The organism is Aeromonas diversa CDC 2478-85, from assembly GCF_000819805.1.
GTDB classification, from domain to species: domain Bacteria; phylum Pseudomonadota; class Gammaproteobacteria; order Enterobacterales; family Aeromonadaceae; genus Aeromonas; species Aeromonas diversa.
In genome coordinates this window covers 33,784-47,235 of the sequence record NZ_CDCE01000007.1, presented here as the reverse complement: position 1 = coordinate 47,235, position 13,452 = coordinate 33,784, and the positions used below count along the sequence as shown (strand labels likewise).

Here is a 13,452-nt window from a genome sequence, read left to right as displayed (position 1 = left end):
CTGAAGTATCGCACAGAGCATACTGGATGAATAGACAGTTATTTAGCCGCCAAGGCAGGCCCCACATCGCGATATTCCATCGCGGCGCCATGCGCTTATGAAGCTGGACGGGTGGGACTCGTAGACCATTCCACTATTAAGCCGCAACCCCCTGTCAATTGCAGGATCTATCAATTGTTGGTCGACTTCCACTGACCAAAAATGGCGCACTGTCCCTTATTGCAGCAACACACTTGACGAGTAGCTGGTCACACTCACCAACTCGAGATTGGGTCGAATAAGGCCCTGATTCACCCCTTTGGCAATGGCCTGGTAGCGGTTCATGGTGCCTGTCTTGCGAGTCACCTGATTGAGATGAAAGTTCACCGTACGTTCGGCAATGCCCAGGATGCAGGCAATCTCCGCCGAGGTCTTGCCCTCGCTAGCCCAGAACAAACATTGGGTTTCCCGTTCAGTGAGGCTCTCCTCTTTTTCTGCGCCGGAGCACAACTCACCACGCACCACGCGAATGGCGGCATCAAAAATGTAGTTGGCCATCCAGGAGAGCAAGGGGGAACTCCCCAACAACAGGTCTGTCGAGGCCGCCTCCCGAGTAATGAAAGAGAGAATCCCATTCTCTCCGCGAGCCCCGTGCAAGGGAATAGATACCCCATTACGCAAACCGAACTCAGCTGCCATGTTCATCACGTCCAGACAGCCCTGTTGCAGAAACCGCGCTCGCTCATCAAGACGATTCCAAAAAATCGGCAGATTCTGGTTACGCGCCAACGCGATCACCGGATCCCGGGCCACCAAATTGGTCGTGGTGTAGAGCTCCACCCAAGAGTCAGGACATTGATTAAAGATGACCACCTTGGGGCGCTGCATCGACATCGGGATGATCACGGTGAACCCGAAATAGTCATATCCCATCTCTCGGGCAAACCGTCCAACCAAGGCCGACAGCGCTTCGCCACTCACAACTCCAGAGAAGGCCTCCAGATACTCGAGCGTACTCTCCTGATCCATTTCGCCACTCCAGCCTTGTTTCAGGGGAGGAATTATAACCACCAAACACGGAGAAGAGCAGTATGTATGTTTTCCAAGGCACCCTGGCTGAGCACCCAAATCCCAATATGGCCAAGCAGCTCTACCAGCTAAGAAAGCGTGTCTTTGCTGATCGGCTTGGTTGGGATGTAGAACCCAACGGCGATATGGAGCAGGACCAGTACGACAGGGCCGATACCCGCTGGGTACTCATCGAGGATGACCAGGGTCTCTGTGCCTGTGTTCGCCTACTTTCCTGCGACCGCCCCTATATGATGCCCGATATCTTCCCTACGACGCTGGCCGGTGAGCCAGCACCTCGCTCCGCTGATAGCTGGGAGATGACACGGCTGGCGATAGATGCAGACCGGGCTCCACGCTTTGATAACGGCGTCAGTGAGTTGACTCTGATACTGTTTCGCGAAGCCAACCGCTACGCCATGGCACACGGAGTGCGAGAACTGATCGGCGTGGCCAGCACCCCGGTAGAGCGAATCTATCGTCGTATGGGACTTCCTATCACTCGGCTTGGTCACGGAAAACCGGTCGATCTCGGCGTAGTACGGGGCCTGGGGATTCGCCTCTTGGTCGGAGAGCCGCTGGATCAGGCCCTCGCCCTTCCCCTGCAGGGCCACTATGAACGACTCTCTCCTCGCGAGCGCCCTCTCTTGCCTCAACCAGCACGAGAGATGGTGCTATGACCCCCGAATGAATAGACGGTTTCCGGCCCTGTAGATAAGGCTCATACGAGAGACAGCCATAACCGGAAACCTTCTTTGCTCATCACGCCTCTCACACAGGCGTGCACCACCAACAAGCTCACAATCACCCGAGTTATGAAGCGATACCCTGCCAGCAAAAGTGGAGGGGCGGACCTCTTTAGAGCATTCTGCCAATTTGCTGAATAGCCCTTTCAATCCTGATTCAGCCGTGGCCGGCATACTGCGACGCATCCCATATAGCAGGAGGCTACATGACATCATCCCACCGCCAGTACATCCTCGCCCTCGCTTTGTTTGGTGCCAGCACCGGCCTGAGTGCGGCCCAGATAAGCGACCGTAATATCACGGCCGAAGAGGTTGAAGCTGCCCAACAGGCCTGGGGCAAAGCCCTGGTCCGTATCAGCGATGATTACGCCAACGGCGGCATCGAGAAAGCCAGGCAGAGTGCCAGTCAGGTGATCGATGGCGCCTACGCCTACCAGTCGGGTCCTGTGCTGTTCAAGCCAACCCTGGCCAGCGGCGACCAGACCTTCCGTCTCACCCGGGAGGGAGCCCTCTCCTACTTCGTCGGCAACAATCCCGACTTTCCCATCGACAAAGGCTTTGCCCTCAAGGGGTGGAAGAGTTACCGGATGGAGAATGCCGCTATTCAGATCGACGGCGACCGCGCCTACACCATGGGCAAGGTACACCTGACCGACGCCAAGGGGCAGGTGACGACGGTCGACAAGACCTGGGGTTTTCGCAAGGGTGACGATGGCAAGGTTCGCATCACCCTGCATCACTCCTCCCTCCCCTACGCCCCTTAGCAAGCCGGCAACAGCAAGGATGCCAACCCAGTGGCGGCCATCGGCCGCCTTTTTTCGTTGCCCCAAGAAAAGAGGGGGCCCTTGGGCCCCCCTCTCACGATCTCGAGACTTACTGCACCGGGGCCCAGGGACCCCCCTTGGTCGGATCGTCCCCCTGGGTCCACCACTTGGCCTGATAGATGACCCCTTTGTAGCTCACCTTGTTGCCACCCGTGTAGACCTTGCTGGCCTCCCAGGCAGGCACCCCACCCACAGGCGGTGTCGTCGGGTCGGTCGGGGCCGGGTCGAGCTTGTCCACCACCCGCACCTTGGGCCAGCTGGCGTGAGAGCCGTAGAAGTTGGTCACGCACTTCTCGTAATCCCCCGCCACCAGGGCCGAATAGGCGGTCTGGAAGCCGACCAACTCACACTCGAAGGAGTAGCCGCCCGGGCGGTCGGCGTAGTACTTCCAGTTGCCGTCCCAGTTGGTGTAGAGCACATCGGTGGCACCGTTGAGGTTGAGACTGCCATACGGGGTCTGCTGCCAGCAGGTGTTCTTTTCGTCGGGTAGCAGCGGAATGCCATAGTGGGCGGCCAGCCCCTCCCAGTAGCGGATGCGGTTGACCGGCTGCCCCTTGTCCTTGTTGTGGGCGCCGCATTCGATACCGCCGTTGATGATGTTGATGGTGGTGCCAAAGCCGTAACCGATGCCGGCATCCAGCTCGCGCTGGGAGGGCTTCCAGGTGCGATCCACCACGTGCAGCATGGAGGGCTTGGGCGCCTGGGGGGTAAGGAAGAACCAGATGGCCGAGGCAAGGTTGAGCCAGGAGTCGGCGACCCGGCCCGGGTCGTTGAGCAGCACGGTGGCATTGCCGTCAAACATGGCCTCGGAGAAGGCACCGTAGTTGAAATGGTAAGAGAGCTGCTTGGCTCCACGTCCGAAGTAGCCCTGTCCAGTGGCACAGGGCCACTTCTTGTTCTGCCAGTCATTCTGACCACAGCCCGTGGTGTAGCCACTCTGCCCTTCCGACCAGCCCATCTCACGCACGTGCACCAACGCCTGCTGCCACTCCTCGAGCCCCTGCGGGTTGTCCGAGACGTTCTCCTTGGCGATGTGACCACCGGTCTCCTGGGCGAAGTGAGCGAACATGGTGACGATGGATTTTTTGCAGATGGCGTCGGCATTGCGCCCGTCCGTATAGTCACCGCAGAAGGCCGGGAACTTGCCCACGGCACGCAGGAAGCGCACATAGGTGTACTCAGGTGCCGCCATCTGGGTCAGGAACTCCCACTCAGAGGCAGGGAAGACCCGCTCGGCCCGCTTCACGTTGACTGGGTTGGAAGCCAATCCGGGTTCGATGGCATCGACTACGGCGTTGGCCCGGGTCTCGAGTGCCTTGGCCCAGATGGCGTACATGGGGCTGGCAGTCTTGCTCTGCTCCGCCGCCTTGAGGTCGGTCGACGCGACAACATATCCCCCCGGGTTCTGAGGATCAGGCTGGATATTCATGGCGTGAACAGGCAGGGTGCAGGCGGCCGCAACCAGCCAGGCACAGCGGCTAGGTTTGATCATGAAAGATTCCTTGTCGTTATTGTCTTGGCACACCGAGCATAGGCCGGGCGCAAGCTAAATTCACGACGAGAATTAAGCCTTGTGCCGATTTTGTGAGCACCCTCACCCACAAATTAAACAACGAACAGGATTTCAGGTTATCCGATTGAAAATACAAGAAAATTACATCTTAGCTAACCTTGTCATGAGCCAAAAAAAGGGCTGACCTCAACGGCCAGCCCCGCTCTTCACCGGATCGCTCAACCCAGGATACGAACCCGGTAGCTCTTGCCCTTTATCTTGCCATCGCTCAGACGCTTGAGTGCCGCCTTGGCCTGGGCGCGGCGCACCGCCACGTAAGAGAACTGATCCTGCACCTGGATCTTGCCCACCTGATCGCCCGAGAGGCCGTTCTCACCGGTCAGGGCACCGAGGATGTCGCCCGGGCGCAGCTTGTGCTTGCGACCACCGCCGATGGATAGGGTGGCAAACTCGGGCGCCACCGGGTGCAACTCGCTGCCGATCGCCGCAAGATCGCCCTGTGGCAAAGAGCTGCCGAGGTACTCCTCGATCAGGGTCACACGCTGGGCTTCGTTCGGCTGATACAAGGAGAGCGCCAGCCCCTGCTGACCGGCACGACCGGTGCGGCCGATGCGGTGCACATGCACCTCTGGGTCATAGGTGAGTTCGTAGTTGATGACGGCGCCGAGTTCCTTGATATCGAGGCCACGGGCCGCCACGTCGGTCGCCACCAGAATGGCGGCGCTGCCATTGGCAAAGCGCACCAGCACCTGGTCGCGCTCGCGCTGCTCGAGATCGCCGTTGAGGGTCAGGGCCGAGAAGCCGCGGCTCACCAGGTAGTCGCTCACCTCGCCGCAGGCGCGCTTAGTGTTACAGAACACCACGCAGGAGGCGGGGCGGAAGTGGCTGAGCAGGCGAGCCAGCACCTCGGGGCGAGTGCCCGGAGCCACCTCGAACAGCTGTTGGGCGATGGCGGCGTCCTGGTGGATGGCCTCGACGCTCACCTCGACCGGGCTGCGCTGCACACCGCGGCTCATGTTGGCGATCTCGTCCGGATAGGTGGCGGAGAAGAGCAGGGTCTGACGCTCGCGCGGGGCGAAGCGGATCACCTTGTGGATGTCTTCGCCAAAGCCCATGTCGAGCATACGGTCCGCCTCATCCAGCACCAGGGTAGTGAGGGACTCCAGACGCAGAGTGCCTTGTTCAAGATGCTTGAGCACCCGACCCGGGGTACCGACGGCGATATGGGCGCCAAAACCCAGGGTGGCGGACTGGGGCGCGGTCGGTACGCCGCCGCACAGGGTCACCAGCTTGACGTTGGGCATGGCACGCGCGAGACGGCGCAGCTCGGTGGCCACCTGATCGGCCAGTTCGCGGGTCGGGCAGAGTACCAGGGATTGCACCGACAGCTGGCTCACATCAAGCGCCGCCAACAGACCCAGCCCAAAGGCGGCAGTTTTGCCACTACCGGTCTTGGCCTTGGCGAGCACGTCCCTGCCGGCCAGCACCAGCGGTAGGCTCTGAGCCTGGATCGGGGTCATCTCCTTGTAACCGAGGGCGTCAAGGTTCTCTTGCAGGGCGGCGGGCAACCCCAGTTGGGCAAAGTCGGTGTGGTTCACGGCAGGCATCTCGCTGGACAAAAAATAGGAGGGGCGCGGAGCATAGCAGAGTTGCTGCAAAAACACGCCATTTTCTGGTCGTTCGAGATAGAGAGAAGGTTCGCACGAGGTCGGCATCCGCCTGGATACCGATCCCGCCAGACTCATCGGGCGTTGGCCGAGACCCAGTTTACAAAGTCATCCAAGGAGCGGATAGAAGGATCCAGCGTCAGCTTCTTATCATTGATGACACCGATCTGGGCCCCCATCGCCACCCCGATTTGCTTAAGCCCCAAAATCTCGAGGGTGGTCAGATCCTCCACCTTCTCCATCGGCTGGATGATGGCGGCGGCGATGGGGCAGAGCAGGCTATGGCCGCACAGCCGACTGACGATGAGTTTCAGCAGGTGCTCGGCGGCATAGTGATCGCCGATGAGAGAACGAGGGTGCGAAAAGGGATTGATAATATCGCCCGCCTCAGTGTTGCCGGTGACGGCATTGCCAAAGGCCACAACCCGGGCCACCTTTGCCCCTCTCATCTCAACCTTGAGCAGAGGTCTTTCATCGAAGGAGCGCTGGGCCTTAAGGTCGACAACCCTGATGCGGTTCTCCCAAATCTGAACGTAAATAGTGGTACCAAACCAACGAGCGTAGATGCGAAACATCGACCCTATCCTCCATGACATCCGCCTGAGTCAAATCACAGTACCCATATCGCCAGAGGTGGCGAGCACCACTCATGACCCGGAGCACACCATGTCGTAACACAGGGTCATCCAGGCCATGGGATACGGTGATCTTTTATTTATCAATAACCTAGATTAAACACTCCAAGTGGCAACACCCTATCAGACAACAATGAGACCAACAAGCGACGCCTCAATGAATCCCGACTCGTCTCTGGCATCGCTTCGTTTTGGCAGAGGCACCTCCTTTTTGAGGCACCTCGCATGCGGCCGTGGGCATCAATCCCGTCGGCATAGCATTAGAACCGCCATGCACCTGTGGCACATCCCCCTGGCGAAATACCCCAGACCTCATCAGCACGCACCGCGAGCTGGCAACCAGGGAGTGATGGAATTTGCCTGTCTGGATCAGGCATGGCGATAACCGTCTCGCGTAAGCGGAGCGGCAACAGCGAGATGGGTGCTTGTGAGGATCTGTGGGCTGAGAGACAAGTGCGCCGACTGTCACGCCACCGAGTGGCAGATAGAATAAAGGGTTAGCGGATATTCTCACGCTAACCCTCTGGAATGTGGTGGCCCCTCCCAGACTTGAACTGGGGACCAAGCGATTATGAGTCGCCTGCTCTGACCACTGAGCTAAGGGGCCGAAACTCTTGCGAGTGGCGGCGATTATAGGGGAATCACCAAGACCAGTCCATAGGCATATCAATCACTTGTGCAAGGATTAGCCAGCAAGAGGGCAATAAAAAAGGCCTCGCTAGAGGCCTTTTTGTCTCGACGGCTTAGTCGTCCAGGAAGCTTCTTAGCACCTCTGAGCGGCTCGGATGGCGCAGCTTGCGCAGCGCCTTGGCCTCGATCTGACGGATACGCTCACGGGTAACGTCGAACTGCTTGCCCACTTCCTCTAGGGTGTGGTCGGTGTTCATGTCGATACCGAAACGCATGCGCAGTACCTTGGCTTCACGAGCGGTCAGACCGGCCAGCACTTCGCGGGTCGCGTTGCGCAGGCTCTCGCTGGTGGCCGCATCGGCCGGCAGGGCGAGGGTGGTATCCTCGATGAAGTCACCCAAGTGGGAGTCTTCGTCATCACCGATGGGGGTCTCCATCGAGATGGGCTCCTTGGCGATCTTCAGCACCTTGCGGATCTTGTCTTCCGGCATGCCCATGCGCATCGCCAGCTCTTCCGGGCTCGGTTCACGGCCCATCTCCTGCAGCATCTGGCGAGAGATACGGTTGAGCTTGTTGATGGTCTCGATCATGTGCACCGGGATACGGATGGTACGGGCCTGATCCGCGATGGAGCGGGTGATGGCCTGACGGATCCACCAGGTGGCATAGGTCGAGAACTTGTAGCCGCGACGGTATTCGAACTTGTCGACCGCCTTCATCAGGCCGATGTTGCCCTCCTGGATCAGATCCAGGAACTGCAGGCCGCGGTTGGTGTACTTCTTGGCGATCGAGATAACCAGACGCAGGTTGGCCTCAACCATCTCTTTCTTGGCACGGCGAGCCTTGGCTTCACCGATACTCATGCGACGGTTGATGTCCTTGATCTGGGCGATGGAGAGACCTGTCTCTTCTTCGATCTGCTGCAGCTTGCCGATGGAGCGCAGTACCTCATCTTCCATGGCAGCGAGCGGAGCCGACCAGGCCTTACCGGCCTGCTTCTGGTACTCGAACCAGGCGGTCTCGCACTCGTTGTTGGTGAAGGCGGAGACGAAGGTCTTCTTCGGCATCTTGGCCTGCTCGACGCACATCTTCAGGATGAGGCGCTCTTGCACGCGCACGCGCTCCATCATTTCGCGCATGTTGTTGACCAGGCGATCGAACTGCTTGGGCATCAGACGGAATTGACGGAACACGTCGGCCAGCTGGGCAATGGCAGCCTGAGTCTCTTCGTGAGCACGACCATTAGAACGGATCGACTGACGGGTGATCTCGTACTGGGCGCGCAACTCGGCAAACTTCTCGCGAGCCACCTCAGGATCCGGGCCACCGTCACCGTCGTCGTCGTTACCGTCACCCTCTTCGTCCTCATCCTCCTCCTCTTCATCGGAGCTGTCCTCGTCGGCGAGGTCATCCTCACCCAGTTCGGAGCCGATGTGAGTGGCGGTGGGACCCATCTCGTCCGCCTCGTCAGGATTGACGAAACCGGAGATGATGTCGGAGAGACGAAGCTGCTCGGCCTCGAACTTGTCGTACTGCTCGAGCAGATAGGTGATCGCTTCCGGGTATTCGGCCACGGAGCTCTGCACCTGGTTGATACCGTCTTCGATCCGTTTGGCGATGTCGATTTCGCCTTCACGGGTCAACAGTTCGACGGTACCCATTTCACGCATGTACATGCGGACCGGATCGGTGGTACGGCCAATCTCGGATTCAACAGATGCCAGCGCCTGGGCTGCCGCTTCGGCAGCATCCTCGTCGGCGGTGGCGTCGGACATGATCAGGTCGTCGGCATCGGGGGCGTTTTCCACCACCTGGATACCCATGTCGTTGATCATCTGAATGATGTCTTCGATCTGATCGGAGTCGACAATGTCCTGCGGGAGGTGATCATTCACCTCGGCATAGGTCAGGTAGCCCTGTTCTTTACCTTTGGCGACAAGGAGTTTAAGCTGCGACTGCGGGGTTTGCTCCATAGAACTCATCCGGTTGGTGATGCTAGGTTGCGCGATTCAATGCGCTGACGCGCAAATAGCCAATTCTAATAGAAAACCGCCAGACATGCTATGCCCGGTGGCTACGTAGCGGTGAGAAACCCCTGCCCTCGCTCTGCTCAGGGCCAGGTGGTCATTGTTCATATTGCTTCTTTTCATCCCGTCAATTCGGGCAACAGCACTGGTATAGGGGCTCGCCCTGTAAATATCAAGCCCCGTTGTCACTTCTTTTTTCAAGCGAAACTTCCTTGAGCAGCAACAGCAGCTCTCGGGTCTCTTCTGGTGTCAGCCCCTCTTGGCCCACCTTCCCCTGCAGCTCTTCGATACGCTGCTTGAGAAAGAGGTTGATGAAGCCGACCAAGGTATCTTCCAACTCCTGCTGGACCGCCGCCTCTTCGATCTCCATCCCTTCGTAGAGATCATGCATGGCAAGCTGGGCCAGGATCTCTCCCTCCTTGGTACCTCGCCAGTGCTCGAGCAAGATGGCGGTGGTCACATCGGGCCACTCGCAGATCTGGCTGTGCAGCTGCAGCAGGAAGGAGATACCCGCCACCTTGAGGCCCGACAGTTCCGGCATCACGGGCAGTTCAGCGGCCAGGGTCGGATACTGCACCATCAGCGCCAACGCCCGACGCAGCGGGGTCAGCTTGCCCTTCTGGGGGCGTGACGCCTCGGCCTTGGGTTGGCTGTGACGGGCAAACAACTCGTCGATACGCTGTTTGTTCTCACCCCAGCGCATCATACGCGACAGCCGGGTGATCAAGCCCTCTCGAGTAAAGCCTTCCGGCACTCGACGGATCAGCTCAGCCGCCTTGTTGGCGACCTCGAACTTGCCCGCCTCTCCCGAGAGGGCGGCATCCCGCTCGAGGCGCTCGAACATGAATTCGGCGAAAGGCTGGGCCTGCTCGAGCAGGGTCTCAAACTCTTCTTTGCCAATCTGGCGCACCAGAGAATCGGGATCCTCGCCGTCCGGCAGGAAGACAAACTTAAGCTCGCGCCCGTCCTGCAGGTGGGGCAAGGCGTTATCGAGCGCCCGCCATGCGGCTTCCCGCCCGGCGTTATCCCCGTCGTAACAACAGACCACCTCGGCCGTGGTGCGAAACAGGGTGTGGATATGATCGCTGGTGGTCGCGGTACCGAGCGCAGCTACCGCATAATCGATGCCGTACTGAGCCAGGGCCACCACATCCATGTACCCTTCGACCACCAGGATCCGGCGCAGATCCTTGTGGGCCTGCCGCACCTCATAGAGGCCGAACAGCTCGCGTCCCTTGTGGAAGATGGGGGTCTCGGGAGAGTTCAGATACTTGGGCGTTCCGTCACCCAGCACCCGACCGCCGAAGCCGATAACCCTGCCCCGTTTGTCACGGATCGGGAACATGATGCGATCGCGGAAGCGATCATAGCTGCCCGTGCCGTTGTCACGCAGGATCAGCATGCCACCGGTGATGAGCTGCTGCTCCTGCTCACTGCCTGCACCGAAACGACGTCGTACCTGATCCCACTCATTGGGGGCATAGCCGATGGCAAACTTCTTCACCACCTCGCCGGTGAGCCCCCGTCCCTTGAGGTACTCCACCGCCTGGGGAGCCGCCTTGAGGTTGGACTCGTAGAAGCGGGCGATCTGGGCCATCAGCTCGAACAGATCCTTACTCACGGCAGGCTGGGATCCATAGGATCCACCGCCACCACTCTGCTCACGCGGCACCGTCATGCCATGCAGGCTGGCCAGCTCCTCGATGGCATCGGGAAACTCGAGCCCGTCGTACTCCATCAGGAAGCCGACGGCGGTGCCATGGGCACCACAACCGAAGCAGTGATAGAACTGTTTCTCGGGGCTGACCGAGAAAGAGGGGCTCTTCTCGTTATGGAAAGGGCAGCACGCCTGGTAGTTCTTACCGGCTTTCTTGAGACGCACCCGGCTGTCGATCAACTCGACGATGTCGGTGCGGGCCAGAAGGTCATCGATAAAGGATTGGGGGATCCTGCCTGCCATGGTTGCCCTTTTTCAGAGAATAAAAAAGCCGCGCATCCGGGGAAGCACGGCTTCTTTTGACTAACGCGGTCTACCTTATGCCAGACGGGCTTTTACCTGTGCGCTGACAGCGCCAACGTCGGCACGTCCCTGGATCTTCGGCTTGAGAACACCCATCACCTTGCCCATGTCCGCCATGGCGGCGGCGCCGGTATCGGCGACGGCTTGCTCAATCAGAGCAGCGATCTCTTCGGCGGTCAGTTGTTGCGGCAGGAATTCCTGCAGCACCGCGATCTCGGCGGATTCAACATCGGCGAGATCCTGACGGCCGGCGGCCTCGAACTGAGCGATGGAATCCCGGCGCTGTTTGACCATCTTGGTCACCACAGCCAGGATCTCCTCGTCACCCAGTTCGGTGCGAGTGTCTACTTCGCGCTGCTTGATCTCGGCCATCAACAGACGAATAGTGCCAAGGCGGGCCTTTTGTTTGGCCAACATGGCAGCTTTCTGTTGATCCTTGAGCAGATCCTTCAGAGACACGGCAGTCAATCCGGATTAGTACAGACGGATACGACGTGCGTTTTCGCGAGCCAGCTTCTTGGCGTGACGCTTAACAGCGGAAGCCTTGGCGCGCTTGCGGATGGTGGTCGGCTTTTCGTAGAACTCACGGCTACGAACTTCGGACAGGATACCGGCCTTTTCGCAAGAACGCTTGAAGCGACGCAGAGCTACGTCAAACGGCTCGTTTTCACGGACTTTAATTACGGGCATGTGCCTTTCACCTCGGTGATAAATGGGTTGCTGGGCGCAAGGCGCGAACAGCATGACTTAAAATGGTGCGAAATTATACTCAGTTTCGGGAATGAAAGTAAACCCGGCAGAGATCGCTGGTCTAAAAAACCCGCGAAGGGTACCATAGCCGCCTCATTTTAGCAGTGAAAATTTAAAGCAATGCGAGTATTGGGAATCGAGACGTCCTGTGACGAAACCGGGATCGCGATCTTCGACGATCAACGTGGGATCCTCTCCCACCAGCTCTACAGCCAGGTCAAGCTCCACGCGGATTACGGCGGTGTCGTACCCGAGCTGGCGAGCCGCGATCATGTGCGTAAGACGATCCCCTTGATCCAGGCCGCATTGAAAGAAGCCGGCCTCGGAAAAGAGGATATCGACGGCATCGCCTACACCGCCGGTCCCGGCCTGGTTGGCGCCCTGCTGGTCGGAGCGACCATAGGCCGCTCCCTGGCCATGGCCTGGGGCAAACCCGCCGTGGCGGTACACCATATGGAAGGGCACCTGCTCGCCCCCATGCTGGAAGAGAGTGCCCCCGAGTTTCCTTTTGTTGCCCTGCTGGTCTCCGGTGGTCACTCCATGCTGGTACGGGTCGATGGCATCGGCCGCTATCAGGTACTCGGCGAATCGATCGATGATGCCGCCGGCGAGGCCTTCGACAAGACCGCCAAGCTGATGGGGCTCGACTATCCCGGCGGCCCGCTGCTGTCGCGTCTGGCCGAGAAGGGCACCCCGAGCCGCTTCGTTTTCCCCCGTCCCATGACCGATCGCCCCGGGCTCGACATGAGCTTCTCCGGTCTCAAAACCTTCGCGGCCAACACCATAGCCGCAGAGGGTAGCGACGAACAGACCCGCGCCGACATAGCCCACGCCTTCCAGGCGGCCGTGGTCGACACCCTCGCCATCAAGTGCCGCCGCGCCCTCAAGGAAACCGGCCTCAAGCGCCTGGTGGTGGCGGGCGGCGTCAGTGCCAACCACTACCTGCGTGCCCAGCTGGCCGAGATGATGCAAGATCTCGGCGGCGAAGTGTTCTATCCGCGCACCGAGTACTGCACCGACAACGGCGCCATGATCGCCTACGCCGGCATGCAACGCCTCAAGGCCGGCGTGTTCGAGACGCTCGAGGTCAAGGCCGTGCCGCGCTGGCCGCTGGACACTCTGGATCCGGTCTGATCTTAAGGATCCCACTCAATACCAAGATGCCAGTCGCCCGACTGGCATCTTGGTTTCTGCCCCACGACAAACACCTGCCGACTCGATATCGGCCCGGTTTCTAGACTATCAGGGCAAAAAAACAGCGAACAAACCAAAAAGATGAGAAAAGTGCATCTCGCGGTTGACACAAAAAGGCATACAGGGTTTAATGCGCGCCGTTGCCCAGATAGCTCAGTCGGTAGAGCAGGGGATTGAAAATCCCCGTGTCGGCGGTTCGATTCCGTCTCTGGGCACCAAGACTCTTCCTCCGTAGTTCAGTCGGTAGAACGGCGGACTGTTAATCCGTATGTCACTGGTTCGAGTCCAGTCGGAGGAGCCAAATTTGAAAAGCCCGCTCAACAGAGCGGGCTTTTTGTTTTTCCGGCGCCGAGCACCATGAACAAGGCCCGCCAAGCGGGCCTCTTCTCTGAGTTCAGG

Annotated in this window: 11 protein-coding genes and 3 tRNA genes; 5 read left to right on the top strand and 9 right to left on the bottom strand. The window is 59.3% G+C overall.

The annotated features are described in order from the left end of the window. Window positions 1–216 precede the first annotated feature (216 nt). A complete protein-coding gene (locus tag BN1121_RS00925; RefSeq protein WP_005350782.1) occupies window positions 217–1,008 on the bottom strand; it encodes a LuxR family transcriptional regulator in 792 nt (263 codons plus the stop codon). A gap of 62 nt (window positions 1,009–1,070) precedes the next feature. Here BN1121_RS00925 and BN1121_RS00920 point away from each other — a divergent pair, with 62 nt between their 5' ends. Further along, complete coding sequence (locus BN1121_RS00920; RefSeq protein ID WP_005350779.1) at window positions 1,071–1,727, top strand: acyl-homoserine-lactone synthase; 657 nt, start codon at window positions 1,071–1,073, stop codon at window positions 1,725–1,727. Window positions 1,728–1,999: 272 nt separating this feature from the next. After that, window positions 2,000–2,557, top strand: a complete 558-nt coding sequence (locus tag BN1121_RS00915; RefSeq protein ID WP_005350776.1) for a metal-independent carbonic anhydrase family protein — start codon at window positions 2,000–2,002, stop codon at window positions 2,555–2,557. A 109-nt stretch (window positions 2,558–2,666) separates the two neighbouring features. Here the strand turns inward: BN1121_RS00915 and BN1121_RS00910 are convergent, their stop codons facing one another. The 8 genes from BN1121_RS00910 to rpsU form a co-directional block, all read right to left on the bottom strand. Next, window positions 2,667–4,109 (bottom strand): chitinase, encoded by a 1,443-nt coding sequence (locus BN1121_RS00910; RefSeq protein ID WP_005350772.1) that lies wholly within the window; start codon window positions 4,107–4,109, stop codon window positions 2,667–2,669. Window positions 4,110–4,348: 239 nt separating this feature from the next. Continuing rightward, window positions 4,349–5,737 carry an ATP-dependent RNA helicase DbpA gene (gene dbpA / locus BN1121_RS00905; protein WP_152424651.1) on the bottom strand — a complete coding sequence of 463 codons (1,389 nt, stop codon included), beginning with the start codon at window positions 5,735–5,737 and terminating at the stop codon, window positions 4,349–4,351. Between the two features lie 134 nt (window positions 5,738–5,871). Next, on the bottom strand, window positions 5,872–6,372 hold the full coding sequence (locus BN1121_RS00900) for a hypothetical protein (RefSeq protein ID WP_005350767.1): 501 nt from the start codon (window positions 6,370–6,372) through the stop codon (window positions 5,872–5,874). 591 nt (window positions 6,373–6,963) lie between these two features. Beyond that, window positions 6,964–7,039, bottom strand: a tRNA-Ile gene (locus tag BN1121_RS00895). A gap of 136 nt (window positions 7,040–7,175) precedes the next feature. After that, complete coding sequence (gene rpoD, locus BN1121_RS00890; RefSeq protein ID WP_268744116.1) at window positions 7,176–9,044, bottom strand: RNA polymerase sigma factor RpoD; 1,869 nt, start codon at window positions 9,042–9,044, stop codon at window positions 7,176–7,178. A gap of 217 nt (window positions 9,045–9,261) precedes the next feature. Next, window positions 9,262–11,049 carry a DNA primase gene (gene dnaG, locus BN1121_RS00885; RefSeq protein WP_005350760.1) on the bottom strand — a complete coding sequence of 596 codons (1,788 nt, stop codon included), beginning with the start codon at window positions 11,047–11,049 and terminating at the stop codon, window positions 9,262–9,264. Window positions 11,050–11,124: 75 nt separating this feature from the next. Next, on the bottom strand, window positions 11,125–11,568 hold the full coding sequence (locus BN1121_RS00880) for a GatB/YqeY domain-containing protein (RefSeq protein ID WP_005350758.1): 444 nt from the start codon (window positions 11,566–11,568) through the stop codon (window positions 11,125–11,127). A gap of 15 nt (window positions 11,569–11,583) precedes the next feature. Next, the gene (rpsU, locus tag BN1121_RS00875; protein ID WP_005350755.1) at window positions 11,584–11,799 is read right to left on the bottom strand and encodes a 30S ribosomal protein S21; all 216 of its coding nucleotides are present in this window, start codon (window positions 11,797–11,799) and stop codon (window positions 11,584–11,586) included. Between the two features lie 180 nt (window positions 11,800–11,979). Between rpsU and tsaD the strand changes: the two genes are divergently transcribed. The 3 genes from tsaD (at window position 11,980) to BN1121_RS00860 (ending at window position 13,354) form a co-directional block, all read left to right on the top strand. Next, window positions 11,980–12,993, top strand: a complete 1,014-nt coding sequence (gene tsaD, locus BN1121_RS00870) for a tRNA (adenosine(37)-N6)-threonylcarbamoyltransferase complex transferase subunit TsaD (protein WP_005350751.1) — start codon at window positions 11,980–11,982, stop codon at window positions 12,991–12,993. Between the two features lie 202 nt (window positions 12,994–13,195). Continuing rightward, window positions 13,196–13,271, top strand: a tRNA-Phe gene (locus tag BN1121_RS00865). A 7-nt stretch (window positions 13,272–13,278) separates the two neighbouring features. Next, window positions 13,279–13,354, top strand: a tRNA-Asn gene (locus tag BN1121_RS00860). Window positions 13,355–13,452 lie beyond the last annotated feature (98 nt).